Consider the following 17,555-nt stretch of genomic DNA (forward strand, 5'->3'; position numbering starts at 1 on the left):
GGTTCACAACAAGGCAAGGAAGAAGTAATGGCGGTTATTAACGGAACAAACGGCGCGGATACGCTGACGGGTACCAGTGGGGATGACGAGATCAACGGTCTGGCCGGTAATGATCTGATTAAGGGCAGTGCCGGTGCGGACAAGATTGATGGCGGTGACGGGACCGCTGACGTGGTGGATTACTCGGCGTCTGCGCAAGCGATCAACGTTGACCTCTCGGGTCTGGCCGGTACGGGGGGCGACGCTCAAGGCGATACCCTGACCAACATCGAGAAGGTTATCGGCACGGCGTTCAACGACACATTCACCGCGCAAAAGGGTGGCGCCACCTTTGAGGGCGGCGCAGGGAATGACGTTTACATCCTCAACAATGGCGGTACGGTGATCGAGCAAGCGGGGGGCGGCGATGATGAAGTGCGCTCCAGTTTTGGTCAGATCTATCTGAGCGCTAACGTCGAACGCCTGACGTATACCAGTACGGGGGATTTCATTGGCTGGGGCAATGCCAGCGATAACATCCTCACAGGTGGCGTTGGTAACGACTTGTTGTATGGCGGTGCGGGTGCCGATCAGTTTATAGGCGGCGCCGGTATCGACACCGCCAGTTATGGTGATAGCACCGTGGGTGTCAGCATCAACCTGAAAACCGGGGTCAATTCCGGGATCGCGGCGGGAGATACTTACGCTGGCATCGAGGTGATCAAAGGGTCGGGCGCGAATGACACGTTCATTGCCGACAGTCGGGTGTTCGCTTTTGATGGCAGTGGCGGAACTGGCGATGTGGTCGATTACTCGACATCGTCCGCAGCGATCAATGTTGATCTGGTTTCTGCAGGAACAGGTCGTGCCGGCATCGGTGGCGATGCTCAGGGCGATACGCTGACCGGTATCGAAAAAGTCATCGGTACGGCATTCAACGACACGCTCAGTGTCAATGGCGGTACGTTCACCCTGGAAGGCGGTGCCGGCGATGATGTGTACATCATCAATGGCACTCGCGTCACCACAGTGATCGAGCAGGCGGGTGGTGGCAACGATGAAGTGCGTACCAACTACGATATTCAATCGCTGGCCGCCGACGTCGAACGACTGACCTACACCGGTACAACGGCATTCACCGGTTACGGTAACGCCAGTGACAACATCATCACGGGTGGCATCGGCAACGATATATTGCTCGGCGGTGGCGGTGCAGACCAGTTCATCGGCGGTGCGGGCATGGACACCGTTGATTACACCGACAGTCCGGTGGGCGTGACGCTCAACTTCAAGACTGGAGTGAACTCCGGAATCGGCGCGGGTGATACCTACACGAGCATTGAGGCAATCAAGGGTTCGGGCGCCAATGACACGTTCATTGCCGACAGCCGAGTGTTTGCGTTTGATGGCGGTGGTGGAACCGGTGATGTGGTTGACTACTCGACATCTGCCGAGTCCATCAACGTCGATATCCGCAGCGGGGGAGCGGGTCGTGCCGGCATCGGCGGTGATGCTCAGGGCGATACCCTGTTCAATATCGAGAAGGTCATCGGCACGGCGCTCAACGACACATTCAATGTCGACGGTGCCACTGCAACGTTTGAAGGGGGGGGCGGCGATGACGTTTATGTCATCAATGGTGCCGGCGGTACGGTCATCGAACAGGCAGGTGGCGGCTATGACGAAGTGCGCAGCAACTTCGGCCAGATCTACCTGAGCGCCAATGTCGAGCGCCTCACCTACACCGGCTCCGGAGCATTCATTGGCTGGGGGAACGCCAGCGATAACATCATCACTGGCGGATCGGGCAATGATCTGTTTTACGGTGGTGCAGGTGCCGACCTGTTTATCGGCGGCGCGGGTATCGATACCGTCAGTTACAACGACAGTGCGGTGGGCGTCAGCATCGACCTGAAAACAGGGATCAATTCCGGTATTGCTGCTGGAGATACTTACGTCGGTATCGAGGCTTTCAGAGGCACAGCAATCAATGACGTTTTCATCGGCGCCGATACGGCCACCACTTTCGATGGTTTGGGTGGCTTCAATATGGTCAGCTACGAACACTCTGACGGTGCTATCACCATTGATCTGAAAACCGGTATCAATGCCGGCGATGCGGCTGGCGATACCTACGCCTCGATCCAGTTTTTCCAAGGCAGCAGCTTTGACGACACCTTGTCCGGAACGGCTTCTGGCGACAACTTGATCGGCGGTGCGGGCGCCGACCGGATTGACGGGCGCGAAGGGCATGACGTTGCCTGGTACGCCAACAGCACGGCTGGCGTGACGGTTAATCTGCAAACCAACATCAATCAGGGCGGGGATGCGCAAGGAGACGTCCTGCTCAACATCGAACGAGTCATCGGCAGCCAATACAACGACACATTGACGGGGACTTCAGCCGTTGATTTTCTCGAAGGCTATGCCGGGAGCGACGTTATTTATGGCGGTGACGGGGCAGACTACATCTACGGCGGTCTGGCGTCTTTGATCGGCCCTCTTACCAATCCAGGAGCCGATACCGGTGCGCAGGCTGACACGTTGTATGGCGGAAATGGTAACGACACCCTCCTGACTGCCGCCAATGACACCGGCAGCCGGGCTTACGGCGAGGCGGGCAGTGATGTTATTACAGTGAATTCCGGCATGGCCGATGGCGGTGAGGGCAACGATTTGCTCACAGGAACAGGTCTGGGCTTTGCTCTGTTTGGCGGTGCCGGGGATGATCAACTGGTGCTCAAATCCAGCGGTTTTGCCAATGGTGGTGAAGGTGACGACATTTACACGATCGGCACGCCGGGACTGGTGACGATCCAGGATGACGGTGTAAGTCATGGCGATAAGCTAGTGTTGTCGTACATCAAAAGCTCTGAATTGCAGATCGATCGTGTCGGCGATGATCTTTATCTGCACCGATTGAGTTTCAACGTGGGTGACACTCCACAGGAGGGTGTGCGGCTCAAAGACTGGTTCGCCGGTTCCGATACCATCGAGCAAATCCAGACGGCCAACGGAGAAGTCATCAACCTGCCGGCCAACAGTGACGCGTTTGCCATGTTTGGCTGATCGCTGAATCGAACACCATCGCTCCCGCAACGGGATTGAGGGTGTAGGCAATACTGCTGAGGGCGAACCCGATCTCCGGGTTCGCCCTTTCTTGTCTCTGGAGAAACCTTCTTACACACCCGTCGACACTTTCTCGTGTGCAGGCTCAAGGTTTGGGTTTTTGCAGTCGATACCTCTTTATTCGTTTACTCATCCGGCAGGGATTGCACGCTTGAACGGTCTCTCTCTGCCGACAGAACCGCTTTCAACAACAACGCAAGGAAGACGCAAATGTCAGTAGTGAATGGAACGAGTGAAGCGGATGTCCTCTTGGGCTCCGACGATAATGACGAACTCTATGGACTGGAGTCGGATGATGTACTGATCGGCAGTGCAGGTTCTGATGTGCTGGATGGCGGAGAAGGGTTCGACACGGCGACCTATTACGCGATGTCGTCGGGTGTCAGTGTCGAGTTCGGCAAAGATGCCACGACTGTCGCAGGGGCTGAAGGCAAGGTCGACACCCTCATCGGTGTCGAGAAAGTCTTCGGTACGTTCCACAACGATACGTTTACCAGTTCGGTCGGCGGTGTGACGTTCGAGGGTAGCGTCGGGGATGATCTGTACATCGTCGACAGTGAGGGTGTGGCAATTGTCGAGGAAGACAATGCGGGTTATGACGAACTGCGCACCAGCCTCAACACCCTCAAGATGGACCCGTTCATTGAAAAGCTGACCTTCACCGGCACCGGCGATTTCAAGGCTTACGGCAATGCCAGTGACAACGAAATCATTGGCGGTGCCGGTAACGACTGGCTGTGGGGTGGGGATGGTGCCGATCACTTCGTTGGTGGTAATGGCTACGATACGGTCAGCTATAGCGACAGTCTTGAAGGCGTGAGAGTCGAAGACTTTGCCAACTTTGACGGGCTGACCATTGCCTACGGTGACACCTTCACCGGCATTGAAGCGCTGCAGGGTTCGGGCTTCGATGATGTGATTTATCGTCACAAAGACTTTATGAGCATCGACGGTAGTGACGGCCATGACACCGTGAGTTATCGCTACGCTTTCGATCCGGTCAACATTTTGATCGGCGGCGGTGTCAACGCGGCGGGCGACACGCTGATTAATGTGGAAGAGGTTATTGGTTCCACCGATGCCGACCACTTCACCGTGAACACCAGTGGTGTGGTCGTCGCTGGCGGTGGCGGTGACGATGTCTACACAATCAACAGCACCGGTGTGACCGTCGAGGAAATCGAAGGCTACATGGGGGGGACCGATCGCGTGTACACCAGCCTGTCCGAGTTGAGACTGAGTGCGTTCGTTGAACATCTGACGTATACCGGCAGCGCTGACTTCGTTGGCTACGGCAATGACGAGAACAACACCATCGTCTCCGGCGCCGGCAATGATGTGCTGTTGGGCGGTGCGGGTGCCGATAACTTTGAGGGTGGCGCTGGTATCGACATCGTCAGCTATGACGACAGTAGCGAAGGCTTGAGCGCTTCGCTGAAATGGGGCGTGCAGAGTGGTATTGCGTTCCACGATGTTTACATCGATATCGAAGGCTTGCGTGGTAGCCAGTTCAATGACGTTCTTGAGGGCGACTGGGGCGATAACATTCTTGAAGGCGGCGCGGGCGACGACCAGATTCAGGGTGGCGATGGCAACGATCACATCTACGGCGGTCTGGCTTCAGGTCTCGACGTTGCGGGGCAGTCCGACAGCTTGTCCGGTGGTGCGGGTGATGATGTCATCGTTGCTGCGCGCGACGATCTGTTCACGTGGGTCAGCGGCGATGAGGGCAATGACATCATTACGCTCGGCCGTGGCCTCGCCCATGGCGGTCAAGGCAATGACGTGATCACCGGCACTGGTAGCCACTACACGTTGACAGGAGACGAAGGCGACGACCTGCTGATCCTCAATCTGGCCGGTCAGTCGACCTCCGGCGGCAGTGCCTATGGCGGTCAGGGCGATGACACCTACGTGGTCAACACCACCGGCCTGGTGACGATCCAGGATGAGGGCTGGGATCTGAACGACACCCTGATCCTCAACACGATCGCCAACGCCAGCCAGTTGAACGTTACCCGCATCGGTGATGACGCTTATTTGCACAGTGCCAATGACGGTAGCACTGGTGTGCCGGACAACGGCGTGAAACTGGCGGGCTGGTACGCCGGGTTCAACAACATCGAGCACCTTCAGACTGCCGATGGTCAGGCTTTTGAGGTGCCGGTTAGTGGTGATGGGTTTGCCATGTTTGGGTAATCGTCTGCATTGTTGATCTGGCTTGTGGAAAGGGATGAATCTTTGGGTTCATCCCTTTTTTTGTCTGGGGCTTGGCGGCCTTTGGGCCGACCATGCTCTTGGGGGTGGGTGTGTATCCGTTGCTGCGGGTGTTGCTGATCAGGGTTCCGCCCTTACGGCGGGTCACCTTTTCCAAACGCCGAAAAGGTAACCCAAAAGGCTTGCTCCTACGTGCGGCCCGCTCGCTGGGGCTCGGGGTTCCTTCGCTGCGGGATCGATCCGGGCGCAGCGCCTACGGTTTGCTTCGCTGCACCTCCTCTCGCTGTGTTTGGCTGCGCCAAACGGTCGCTGCGCTCCCACGCCCGGATCAATCCCTCCACTCAGCCTTCCGACGTCGCCCGTGGATCAAGATCAAGAGCAGGCGAGCTGACACTCGGCCTATTGAGTGGTGAGGAGCTCGGGTGTTCGGCTTTTGATTTGTGGTGGGTTTTCCCGCTGCCCCAGCCCTCTCCCGGAGGTCGAGGAGGCCGGTTTGTGTGCATTTCAAAGCCTGAGTTCGACTCGGTATCGCACGTCGGCGTACCTCGCCCAAACACAACGGTCAGTCCCCTCTCCCTTTGGGAGAGGGTTAGGGTGAGGGGCTTGTGGAGCTGGCGCGTTTCCTGCAAGTCCCCTGTAAATCGCCATAAAACGAGCGCTCGCGGTCACTCCAGCGGCGCACGGATCGGCAAAAGGTTTAGCCAGAAGGCCCGCAAAGCTCAAGAAAGCGGCGCGCAGCCCGGTGTAGAACAAGAGGGGAGACGATGAAGGCAGTTATTTTGGCGGGTGGCCTCGGCACGCGCATCAGTGAAGAGTCGCACCTCAAGCCCAAGCCGATGATCGAGATCGGCGGCAAGCCAATTCTCTGGCACATCATGAAGCAGTATTCCGCCCACGGGATTCATGACTTCGTGATCTGCCTCGGCTACAAGGGCTATGCGATCAAGGACTTCTTCGCCAACTACTTCCTGCACACCTCCGACGTCACCTTCAACATGCGCGAGAACCGCATGGATGTGCACCAGAATTACAGCGAGCCGTGGAGCGTCACGCTCATTGACACCGGTGAGGAAACCATGACCGGTGGCCGGCTGCTGCGGGCCGGCCGTTATCTGCAGGATGAAGAGGCGTTCTGCTTCACCTATGGCGACGGCGTTTCCGATATCAACATCGCTCAGCTTGTGGATTACCACCAAGCTCACGGTCGTCTGGCGACCGTCACCGCTGTGCAACCGCCGGGTCGTTACGGCGCGCTTGAGCGTCAAGGCGATCAAGTGCTGGGCTTTACCGAAAAACCTCGTGGTGACGGTGGCTGGATCAACGGTGGCTTCTTCGTGCTCTCGCCAAAAGTGCTGCCGTACATCGCCGATGACGCTACCACTTGGGAAGCCGAGCCGCTGGCGCGTCTGGCGGCCGACGAACAGTTGAAAGCCTTTGAGCACGAAGGCTTCTGGCACCCGATGGACACCCTGCGCGACAAGAACCACCTCGAAGCGCTGTGGCTGAGCGGGGAGGCCCCATGGAAGCAATGGGCCTGAGTGCGGATTTCTGGCGCGGCAAACGCGTTCTCGTCACCGGACATACCGGTTTCAAAGGCAGTTGGCTGACCCTGTGGCTGCAAAGTCTCGGCGCGCAAGTCAGCGGTTTCTCCCTTGATCCTTCGACCGAGCCGAGCCTGTTTGAACTGGCGCGCGTGCACGAAGGCATCAACGATCAGCGTGGTGATTTGCGTGATCTCGGCGCCTTGCTGGAAATCATCGCCGACACCGAGCCGGAGATCGTGCTGCACTTGGCCGCGCAGCCGTTGGTGCGCGAAGGTTATCGCGATCCACTCGGGACCTATTCCAGCAACGTCATGGGCACGCTGAATCTGCTCGAAGCGATTCGTCAGGTCGGTTGCGTGCGTGCCTGCGTGCTGGTCACCACCGACAAGGTCTACGCCAACAAGGAATGGCTGTGGCCGTACCGCGAAGACGAAGCCCTCGGTGGCCACGATCCTTACAGCAGCAGCAAGGCTTGCTGTGAATTGCTCGCACAGTCTTATGCCGCGTCGTTTTTCCCGGCGGACAAATACGCCGAACACGGTCTGGCCCTGGCCACGGCGCGTGCCGGCAACGTCTTGGGCGGCGGTGACTTCGCTCCTGAGCGACTGATTCCCGACGTGCTCAAAGCGTGGACCGCCGACGAACCGGTGACCCTGCGCTATCCGCAAGCCGTACGCCCGTGGCAGCACGCGCTGGAGCCGCTGGCCGGTTACCTGCAACTGGCCGCCGGCCTCTACGAACAAGGCCCGGAATACGCCGGGGCGTGGAACTTTGGCCCGGGCGAAGCGGACATGTGCAGCGTCGGCGAAGTGGTTGAATTGCTTGCCAGCCGCTGGCCGCAGGCGCGCGGTTTGCGCATCGAGAAAAGCGAACTGCACGAGGCCGGCCTGCTGCGTCTGGACAGCAGCCGCGCCCGCCAGGTACTCGGCTGGCAGCCGCGCTGGACCTTGCAGCAGTGCCTGACGCAGACCCTCGACTGGCACCTGGCGTGGCAGAACGGCGATGACATGCGCAGCGTCACCCTCGGCCAATTGAACCTGTACCGAGGCGCGCTGTGAGCGAGTTTTCCCTGAAGGCGTTGCCGCTGGCCGGGTTGTTCAGCGTTCAGCACAAACGTTTCGAAGACCAGCGCGGGCACTTCGCTCGGCTGTTTTGCGAAGGCAGCCTGAGTGCGTTCGGCGCTGAGTTCCATATCCGTCAGATCAACCATTCCTGCACCCGTGAAAAGGGCAGTGTGCGCGGTCTGCATTATCAGAATGCCAATGCGCCGGAAGCCAAATTGATCACCTGTCTGCGCGGTGAAGTGTGGGACGTTGCGGTGGATCTGCGTCCTGACTCCGAAACGTTTCTGCACTGGCACGCCGAGCACCTCAAGGCTGGCGATGGCCGCAGCCTGTTGATCCCGGCCGGTTTCGCCCATGGTTTCCAGACCCTCACCGAGGACGCCGAACTGCTTTACCTGCACAGCGTCGATTACGCGCCGGAGCACGAGGGCGGTCTGTCGGTGAACGATCCACGGCTGGCGATTGCTTGGCCGTTGCCTGTCAATAATTTGTCAGCGCGTGATTCCAGCCATCCCGCGCTCGATCAACACTTTGCTGGAGTGCGTCTATGAACTGCCGTGGGTGCGCCGCACCGCTGAGCCTGCCGCTGATCGACCTCGGCACCTCGCCACCGTCCAACGCCTACGTGCACGCCGATCGCCTGGAACAGGCCGAGCAGTGGGTGCCGCTGAAGGTCGCCGTGTGCCAGCAATGCTGGCTGGTGCAGACCGAGGATTACACCAGCGCCGATAGCCTGTTCGACGCCGAGTACGCTTACTTCAGTTCGTTCTCCAGCACCTGGCTGGCTCATGCCGAGCGCTATGTCGCCGAGATGGTCGAGCGCTTTGGCCTGACCGCCGATAGCCGTGTGGTGGAAGTCGCCGCCAACGATGGTTACCTGTTGCAATACGTGGCGGGCCGGGGCATTCCGTGCCTCGGTGTTGAACCAACGCGCAGCACCGCGCAAGCGGCTCGGGAAAAAGGCCTGGAAATTCGTGAACTGTTCTTCGGTCGTGAGACTGCTGAGCAGTTGCAAGCCGAAGGCTGGGGCGCCGATCTGATGGCGGCCAACAACGTGCTCGCGCATGTGCCGGACATCAATGATTTCCTCGGCGGTTTCGCGACGCTACTCAAGCCGACCGGTGTGGCCACTTTCGAATTCCCGCAACTGCTGACACTGATGGCCGGCGCGCAGTTCGACACGCTGTATCACGAACACTATTCCTACTTGTCGCTGACCGCCGTGCAGACCCTGTGCGAGCGCAATGGCATGGAAGTGTTCGACGTCAGCCAACTAACCACCCATGGCGGTTCGTTGCGTGTATTCGTCCAGCGCAAGGACGGCGAGCGCCGCGCGGTACAAGCGGCGGTGCAACAACAGTTGCAAGCCGAACTGGATGCCGGGGTGAAAACCGCCGAGTACTACGCGACCCTCGCGCCCGCCGCTGAACGCATCAAGCATGAACTGCTGCGTTTCCTGTTGCAGGCCAAGGCTGACGGTAAACGTGTGGTCGGTTATGGCGCGGCGGCCAAAGGCAACACCTTGCTCAATTACGCCGGGGTCAAACCGGACCTGCTGGCCTGGGTCGCCGATGCCAATCCGCACAAGCAGGGCAAGTTCCTGCCGGGTAGCCGCATTCCGATTGTGGCGCCGGCGCAGATTGATCTCGAAAAACCGGATTACGTGCTGGTGCTGCCGTGGAACCTGCTGCACGAAGTCAGTCAGCAACTGGCGCAAGTGCGTCGGTGGGACGGCCGCTTCGTGATCGCCGTGCCTGAGTTGAAAGTGCTGTGAAGGTTCTGGTCACCGGAGCCACAGGCTTTGTCGGCCGGCATCTGGTTGCCGCATTGCTGGCGCGTGGTTGTGAAATCCGCGCCGTGGCGCGCAACCCAGAAACGGCGCAAGGCATGCCGTGGATCAACGACGTCGAGTTCATCGCAGCGGATATTCACGCCGCCGATCTCGATATCCACGCGTTGACCGCGGGTATCGATGCACTGGCGCATCTGGCCTGGCCGGGCTTGCCGAACTACCGGGCGCTGTTCCATTTGGAGCACAACCTGATGGCCGATTACCGCTTTATCAAAAGCGCGGTCGAGGCGGGCGTGCAGCAGGTGCTGGTGACCGGCACCTGTTTCGAGTACGGCATGCAAAGTGGGCCACTCAGCGAAAGCACCGAGCCGAAGCCGAGCAATCCTTACGGTCTGGCCAAGCACACGCTGCACCTGTTTCTGCAAAACCTGCAGCAGGAGTTGCCGTTCACTTTGCAGTGGGCGCGCCTGTTCTATCTGCATGGCGAAGGGCAAAACCCCAACAGTCTGTTGGCCGCGCTGGACCGGGCGATCGATGCCGGTGAGGCGTCGTTCAACATGTCCGCCGGTGAGCAGTTGCGCGATTTTCTGCCGATTGAACGCGCTGCCGGCTACCTCGCCGCGATCCTGCAAAAAACCGACTTCAACGGCGTGATCAATTGCGCCAGCGGCCAACCGGTGTCCGTGCGCGCGTTGGTCGAACAACGCCTGCGCGAACGCGACGTGTCGCTGCATCTGAACCTCGGCCACTACCCATACCCAACCCACGAACCGCTGGCGTTCTGGGCGGTGACCGAGCGTTTGCAACAGTTACTGGGAGAGCCGCAATGAGGCACGAGTTGTATCGGGTTACTGACCTACCGGTGCTGCAGAACCGCACCTTTGCCGATCCCGCGTCGGCGCAGGCCTCGGCCAGTGCCGACATGCTGTTGGTGCAGGACGAGCGCAGCGGTCTGATCTTCAACGCCGCGTTCGACGCCGACAAGCTCAGCTACGACGCCGATTACCAGAACGAGCAGGCGCATTCCGGCCAGTTCCAGAAGCATTTGAGTGACGTCGAAGGCATCATCGCCAAGCACTTCAAGGGTCAGGAACTGATCGAAGTCGGCTGCGGCAAAGGCTATTTCCTTGAGCTGCTCAAGGGCCTCGGTTATTCGATCACCGGCATCGACCCGGCGTACGAAGGCGAAAACGCCGACGTGATCAAGGCGCCGTTCACCCGTGGTCTCGGGCTGGCGGCAGACGCCATCGTCCTGCGCCATGTGCTGGAGCATATTCAGGATCCGCTGAGCTTTCTCGCCGAAATCGCCAACGCCAATCAGGGCGGGCAGATCTACATCGAAGTGCCGTGCTTCGATTGGATTCTTGAGCACAAAGCCTGGTTCGACCTGTTCTACGAACACGTCAATTATTTTCGCCTCGATGACCTGCGCCGGCTGTTTGGCACGGTGCACGAGGCCGGTCACCTGTTCGGTGGCCAATACCTGTACATCGTCGCCGACCTGTCGACCTTGCGCCTGACTCCGGATCAACCGGTGCCGCGCCTGAGCCTGCCTGACGGTTTCACCGCCAGCCTCGATCGCGCCGTGCAGATCATTCAGTCCGCCCCCGAGCAGGGTTCGGCGATCTGGGGCGCTTCGTCCAAAGGCGTGATCTATTCGCTGTTCCTGCAACGTGCCGGTGTCGCGGTGGACCGTGTGGTGGATATCAACCCGGCCAAGCAGGGGCGTTATCTGCCGTTGAGCGGCGCGCGGGTGTCCTCGCCGCAAGAGGCGATGGACGCGTTGCCCGAAGGCGCCAACCTGTTTGTGATGAATTCCAATTACCTCGAAGAGATCAAGCGGATGACCGGTGGACGCTACGTCTATCACGCCGTCGACAGCGCTTCGTTTCAGTGACCCTTGAGATTATTAAAATGACCGACAACAGCATCAACCAAGCCTTCGAAGCCGAGTGCCGGGAACAGATTGCCCTGCAGGGTGACGACCAGAAACTCACCGGCCTGGCCCGCGATTTCTTCAACGAATCGGCCAAGCACAAGTACAGCTACCACTTCTCGTGGATGGGTCGTCCGATCATCCAGCTGCCACAAGACATGATGGCCATGCAGGAGATCATCTGGCAGGTCAAACCGGATCTGGTCATCGAGTGCGGCATCGCCCACGGCGGTTCGATCATCTACTACGCCTCGTTGCTGGAGCTGCAAGGCCACGGCGAAGTGCTGGGCATCGACCTCGACATTCGCCCGCACAACCGCGAAGCGATCGAAAGCCACCCGATGGCCAAGCGCATCAAGATGATCGAAGGTTCGAGCATCGACGCCGGCATTGCCGCCCAGGTGCAGGCTGCGGCCAAAGGCAAGAAAGTCATTCTGGTACTCGACTCCAACCACACCCACGATCACGTACTGGAAGAGCTGCGTCTGTACGCACCGCTGGTGTCGGTCGACAGCTACTGCGTGGTCATGGACACCGTGGTTGAAGACATGCCGGCCGATTTCTTCCCGGATCGTCCGTGGGGCCCGGGCGACAACCCGAAAACCGCTGTGTGGAAATACCTCGAAGAGAACCAGGATTTCGAGATCGACCAGCAGTTGCAGAACAAGCTGTTGATCACCGTGGCGCCGGACGGCTATCTGCGTCGCGTCCGTTAATTCGCAACATCACCAAGCGTTGTTTCGGCGAGTCGCCGGTTGTGGAGAGAAGTTATGCAAGGCAAGTACAGTTCTGAACTGGCGCTACCGCTCAACGAGCTATTGACGGTGGTGCTGATTACTCACAATCGTCCGGCGTTCCTGCGCCGGGCGGTGAAGTATTACAGCAGCTTGTCCTGCAGAATCATGGTGCTCGATTCGACCCTCGAACGACCTGAAGGCGACTTCTGCGCCGTCGATTACCACCATGTCCCGCAGTTCGCCTACTGGGGCATGCAGGCCAAACTGGCCTATGGTGTCGAGCATCTGACCACGCCATACATGGTGCTGGCGGCCGACGACGACTTCATCCTGCACGATTCACTGGCAGAGTCCGTCGGCTTCCTGCATGCCAACCCTGACTACGGCATGTGCCACGGCTATTGCCTGATGTACCTGTCACTGGCTCATGGCGTGAACTACTACCGCCGCGACAAGAAAGTCCAGGAAGACTATGCGTCCGAGCGCGCGCAGGATCGTGTCCTCGATTACATGAGCCAGTACATCCCGCCGTTCTACGCGGTAACCCGTACTGACCTGATGAAAAACTGGCATTCGGCGTTGCCGCCGGGGACCAATTTCCAGTGGCAGGAAATCGGACATGTCTACTACCTGCTGGCCAGTGCCAAGGCCCGCATCCTGCCGATTCCTTATGTGGTGCGCGAGATCAACTACGGCGTCTCCGAGCACAATACCGACGTGTATCACTCGCTGACCTACGTCGATGCCAAGTCGGTCGCCGAACGAGAGGCTTTTGCCGAGTTCCTCGTCTCGCTGCCTACCGCTATCGAAGGGCTGGATATCGCGCAGGCCAAGGCCTTTGCCCTGGAAAGTTTCGAGGCGATGGCCGACAGCCTGAAGTCCGGGCGTGCGCTGACTGCCGAGCTGATTTTCGAATCGACCTGGAACCAGGCGTTGAAGGCGCCAGATCGTCGTTTTGGCCCGCTGCAGTATGTCGAAATGCCGTTTTACAACCAGGCATTCTTCGATCGTCTGGAGCAGTTCGAATTCATGTTGCACGCGCTGCCGGCCGGTCGCATGCAACTGGAGGGGCTGGAAGGCGTGTGGGCCCGTCAGGCGCACCTGTTGCAGGCGCGCAATAACGACACGCCGGAAAGTGTGGTTGACCGGTTGTGGCAGGCCCATGATCTCAACGCCTTCAACCAGACTGTGGTCAAACGTCTGGCGGCGCAACTGGACGTTGTCGGTGACGAGAGCGCCGCGCAAGCCATGCACGAGTGGATTGCCCGTCTCGAAACGCTGACGGTCGACGATCATCAGCCGGTCTTCGGCAAAATGAAGTCCGGCCGCCTGTTGCAGTGGCTGGTGGCTCGCGCGCCGGCGAACGAACAGCTTGAGTCGATTGGCCGGCATCTGGCGACTGAAGGCGGCGGCCCGCAGTTCGGTATTTTCCTGCTCGACCTGGATAACGACATCGACAAGTTGCAGGTGTCGCTCGACAGCCTGCTCGAAGGTCACTGCAAAGCGTTCAGGATTGTCGTGTTCACCACCGGCGAAGCACCGGCCGCGACTACTGCACAAAACACGCTGCACTTTGTTCGAGTCTCCCAAAGCAACTTTGTCGACAAGCTCAACCAGGCCGCTCAGCAGTCGCCAAGCGATTGGTTGCTGCTGGGTGAGGCGGGTGATCAGTTCACCGCCAGCGGCCTGTTGCGCGCCAGTCTGGAATTGATGTCCGCCGAGGGGGTGCGTGCCGTCGCCACCGACGAGGTCCAGCGCAAGGACAATGGCGCGTTGGTTGACGTGTTCCGCCCCGGTTTCAATCTGGATCTGCTGCAAAGCGTGCCGTCACTGATGGCGCGTCATTGGTTGATCCGTCGTGAAGTCTTGCTCGAAGCCGGCGGTTATCAGGCTGACTTCAGTAAGGCGCTGGAATTTGACCTGTTGCTGCGCATCATTGAGCAGGGTGGCCTTGACGGCCTGGCGCACCTCGACGAGCCGCTGCTGATCACTCGGGCGGCGGAGCTTGAAGAAAATGCCCATGAACGCCAGGCGTTGCTGCGTCATCTAGGTAATCGCGGCTACAAGGCCAAGGTCACATCGACGGTGCCGGGTACCTGGCAGATCGATTACCGTCACACCGAACAGCCAATGGTTTCGATCATTGTGCCGGTCATCGACGATCTTGCGGTGCTGCGTCGCTGCCTGGAAGGCGTGTTGCTCAGAACCCGTTACAGTCGTTATGAAGTGTTGCTGGCGGCAAACGCCAATCAATCGGCAGCGGTCAACGACTGGCTTGGCACGCTGCGCCACGCCAAGGTCAATGTGCTGCGTGCCGATCAGCCGCTGAGCGAAGTCGCACTGTACAACGCCGCCAGCGAGCAGGCTCAGGGTGAGTATCTGGTGCTGTTGGCCGCAGACAGTGAAGTCGTCAACCCGAACTGGATCGATTCGCTGCTCAACCACGCCCAGCGTCCGGAAGTGGGTATCGTCGGTGCCAAACTGGTCGATCGCGACGGCAAGATTGCTCAGGCCGGTCTGATTCTCGGCCTGAACGATGGCGTGGGTTCGCCCTTCATCGGCGAAAAACACGCGGCAGACGGCTATATGCATCGTTTGACTGTCGAGCAGAATTACTCGGCCGTGTCGAAGGTCTGTCTGATGGCGCGCAAAGAGCTGTTCAACGCCCTTGGCGGACTGGATGAAGTGACGTTCGCCGAGGGTTATGCCGATGTCGACCTGTGCCTCAAGGCCGGTCAGGCCGGTTACCTCACCGTGTGGACGCCTTTGGTGCAGGTGCTGCATACCGGTGAGCTGCCGCAGGCGCCGCAAGCACTGGCGACACTGCGTGAAAAATGGAGCGGCGTCTTCGCGCAGGATCCGGCTTACAACGCCAACCTGGCCTTGACCGGCAAAGGTTTCACTCTGGGTGAAAATGCCTCGATCAATTGGGCACAGTTGCTCGCCTAAGCGTGCCGGACAGGAATCAACCTATGTTCAACGGTAAATCGATTTTCATCTCTGGCGGCACCGGTTCGTTCGGGCGCAAATTCATCGCCCGACTGCTCGAGCAATACCAGCCCAAGCGCGTGGTGGTGTTCTCCCGCGACGAGCTGAAGCAGTACGAAATGCAGCAGACGTTCAACGCGCCGTGCATGCGTTACTTCATTGGTGATGTGCGTGACGCCGATCGTCTGCGTCAGGCCATGCGCGGCATCGACTATGTGGTGCATGCCGCGGCGTTGAAGCAAGTGCCGGCGGCGGAATACAACCCGACCGAATGCATCCGCACCAACGTCAATGGCGCGGAGAACATCATCGCCGCCGCCATCGATAACGGCGTGAAAAAAGTTGTCGCGCTGTCCACCGACAAGGCGGCCAGCCCGATCAATCTGTACGGCGCGACCAAGTTGCTCTCGGACAAATTGTTCGTCGCCGCCAACAATATTGCCGGTGAGCAGGAAACCCGTTTTGCCGTGGTGCGCTACGGCAACGTGGCCGGCTCGCGCGGTTCGGTGGTGCCGTTCTTCAGCAAGCTGATCGCCGACGGTGCTCAAGAGTTGCCGATCACCGACGAACGCATGACGCGGTTCTGGATCACCCTCGACCACGGCGTGCAGTTCGTCCTCGACAGCTTTGCGCGGATGCACGGCGGCGAAGTGTTCGTGCCGAAGATCCCGTCGATCCGCATCGTCGATCTGGCGCGCGGTATGGCTGAACATTTGCCGCACAAGAACGTCGGCATTCGACCCGGTGAAAAGCTCCATGAGTTGATGGTGCCGCTGGACGATGCGCGGATGACCCTTGAGTTCGAAGATCACTACACCATCCAGCCGTCGATTCGTTTCACCAGTGTCGATGTCGATTTCGCCGTCGACAGACTCGGTGAGCAGGGGCGTGTCGTCAGCGAAGATTTCGAGTATCGCTCCGACACCAACCCGCATTTTCTTTCGGTCGGCCAGATCGCCGATCTGCACGCGAAGCTCTCGGTATGATTCCCTACGGTCGGCAGAGCCTCGATCAGGCAGACATCGATGCGGTCGTCGAGGTGCTGCAATCGGACTGGCTGACCCAAGGGCCGAGCATCGAGCGTTTCGAGCAGGCAATGGCCGAGCGTTGCCAGGCTGACTTCGCCGTCGCGGTGTGCAACGCCACGGCGGCGCTGCACATTGCCTGTCTGGCCGCAGGCCTGGGGCCGGGTGATCGGTTGTGGACGACGCCGAACACCTTTCTCGCCTCGGCCAATTGCGGACGCTATTGCGGCGCCGAAGTCGATTTCGTCGACATCGATCCGCTGACCTGGAACCTTGATGCCTTCGCCCTCGCAGCGAAGCTCGATCAGGCCGAACAGGACGGCACATTGCCGAAAGTGCTGGTAGCCGTAGCGTTCTCGGGGCAGAGCTGCGACATGCGCAAGATTGCCGAACTGGCCGAGCGCTACAACTTCACCGTGATTGAAGATGCCTCGCACGCCGTCGGCGCCAGTTACGCCGGACGTCCGGTCGGTTGCGGTGAGTTCGCGGCGATGACCGTGTTCAGTTTTCACCCGGTAAAAATCATCACCAGCGCCGAGGGTGGCATGGTGTTGACCAACCGCCCGGAGCTGGCCGAGCGCCTGCAACGCCTGCGCAGCCACGGCATGACCCGTGATCCGCAGCAAATGACCGAATCCAGTCATGGGCCGTGGTACTACCAACAGGTCGAGCTGGGTTTCAATTACCGCATCACCGATTTGCAGGCGGCGTTGGGCCTGTCGCAACTGGGCAAGCTGGACGATTTCATCGCCCGGCGTCGGGCGCTGGCGGCGCGTTACGATCGTCTGCTGGCGTACTTGCCGGTGACGCTGCCCAGCCCTCAGCCCGAGGCGCAATCGGCGTGGCATCTGTATGTGATTCGTTTGCAGAGCGATCGCATCGGCCTCAGCCACCGTCAGGTGTTCGAAGGCTTGCGTGCCGCCGGGATCGGCGTAAACCTGCACTATATTCCTGTGCATTTGCAGCCCTACTACCGTGATCTGGGTTTTGCCGAGGGCGATTTTCCCGAGGCCGAACGCTATTACGCCGAGGCCATCAGCTTGCCGCTGTACCCGTTGCTGAGTGATCAGCAGCAGGATTATGTAGTCGAACAATTGCGTCGACTGACCGAATGAATGCCGCCGTGGCGGTGGGTGAGACTGAG

12 protein-coding genes are annotated in these 17,555 nt (G+C 59.4%); all 12 read left to right on the top strand.

From position 1 onward, the window contains the following. The first annotated feature begins 27 nt into the window (after positions 1–27). The 12 genes from ACZZ0A_RS04420 to pseC all read left to right on the top strand — a co-directional run bounded on the left by ACZZ0A_RS04420 (position 28) and on the right by pseC (position 17,526). A complete protein-coding gene (locus ACZZ0A_RS04420) occupies positions 28–3,048 on the top strand; it encodes a beta strand repeat-containing protein (RefSeq protein WP_463542568.1) in 3,021 nt (1,006 codons plus the stop codon). A gap of 270 nt (positions 3,049–3,318) precedes the next feature. Continuing rightward, complete coding sequence (locus ACZZ0A_RS04425; protein WP_463542569.1) at positions 3,319–5,307, top strand: calcium-binding protein; 1,989 nt, start codon at positions 3,319–3,321, stop codon at positions 5,305–5,307. Positions 5,308–6,089: 782 nt separating this feature from the next. Next, positions 6,090–6,863: a glucose-1-phosphate cytidylyltransferase gene (gene rfbF / locus ACZZ0A_RS04430; protein WP_414893332.1), complete on the top strand. Its 774-nt coding sequence runs from the start codon at positions 6,090–6,092 to the stop codon at positions 6,861–6,863. Beyond that, positions 6,845–7,927, top strand: a complete 1,083-nt coding sequence (rfbG, locus tag ACZZ0A_RS04435) for a CDP-glucose 4,6-dehydratase (protein ID WP_007920090.1) — start codon at positions 6,845–6,847, stop codon at positions 7,925–7,927. Before rfbF ends, rfbG begins: the two co-directional genes overlap by 19 nt. Then, on the top strand, positions 7,924–8,484 hold the full coding sequence (locus ACZZ0A_RS04440) for a dTDP-4-dehydrorhamnose 3,5-epimerase family protein (RefSeq protein ID WP_007920088.1): 561 nt from the start codon (positions 7,924–7,926) through the stop codon (positions 8,482–8,484). Before rfbG ends, ACZZ0A_RS04440 begins: the two co-directional genes overlap by 4 nt. Further along, the gene (locus ACZZ0A_RS04445) at positions 8,481–9,707 is read left to right on the top strand and encodes a methyltransferase domain-containing protein (protein WP_463542570.1); all 1,227 of its coding nucleotides are present in this window, start codon (positions 8,481–8,483) and stop codon (positions 9,705–9,707) included. Before ACZZ0A_RS04440 ends, ACZZ0A_RS04445 begins: the two co-directional genes overlap by 4 nt. Then, the gene (locus ACZZ0A_RS04450) at positions 9,704–10,555 is read left to right on the top strand and encodes an NAD-dependent epimerase/dehydratase family protein (RefSeq protein WP_463542571.1); all 852 of its coding nucleotides are present in this window, start codon (positions 9,704–9,706) and stop codon (positions 10,553–10,555) included. The genes ACZZ0A_RS04445 and ACZZ0A_RS04450 overlap by 4 nt, the downstream gene beginning before the upstream one ends. Further along, positions 10,552–11,622: a class I SAM-dependent methyltransferase gene (locus ACZZ0A_RS04455; RefSeq protein ID WP_007920082.1), complete on the top strand. Its 1,071-nt coding sequence runs from the start codon at positions 10,552–10,554 to the stop codon at positions 11,620–11,622. Before ACZZ0A_RS04450 ends, ACZZ0A_RS04455 begins: the two co-directional genes overlap by 4 nt. A gap of 17 nt (positions 11,623–11,639) precedes the next feature. Continuing rightward, positions 11,640–12,377 carry a cephalosporin hydroxylase family protein gene (locus tag ACZZ0A_RS04460; protein WP_007920080.1) on the top strand — a complete coding sequence of 246 codons (738 nt, stop codon included), beginning with the start codon at positions 11,640–11,642 and terminating at the stop codon, positions 12,375–12,377. A gap of 54 nt (positions 12,378–12,431) precedes the next feature. Beyond that, positions 12,432–15,347 carry a glycosyltransferase family 2 protein gene (locus tag ACZZ0A_RS04465; protein ID WP_463542572.1) on the top strand — a complete coding sequence of 972 codons (2,916 nt, stop codon included), beginning with the start codon at positions 12,432–12,434 and terminating at the stop codon, positions 15,345–15,347. Positions 15,348–15,370: 23 nt separating this feature from the next. Beyond that, complete coding sequence (gene pseB, locus ACZZ0A_RS04470; protein ID WP_007920072.1) at positions 15,371–16,372, top strand: UDP-N-acetylglucosamine 4,6-dehydratase (inverting); 1,002 nt, start codon at positions 15,371–15,373, stop codon at positions 16,370–16,372. Then, on the top strand, positions 16,369–17,526 hold the full coding sequence (gene pseC, locus ACZZ0A_RS04475) for a UDP-4-amino-4,6-dideoxy-N-acetyl-beta-L-altrosamine transaminase (RefSeq protein ID WP_414916121.1): 1,158 nt from the start codon (positions 16,369–16,371) through the stop codon (positions 17,524–17,526). Before pseB ends, pseC begins: the two co-directional genes overlap by 4 nt. The last annotated feature ends 29 nt before the right edge of the window (positions 17,527–17,555 follow it).

This window comes from Pseudomonas sp. AC242 (assembly GCF_979258655.1).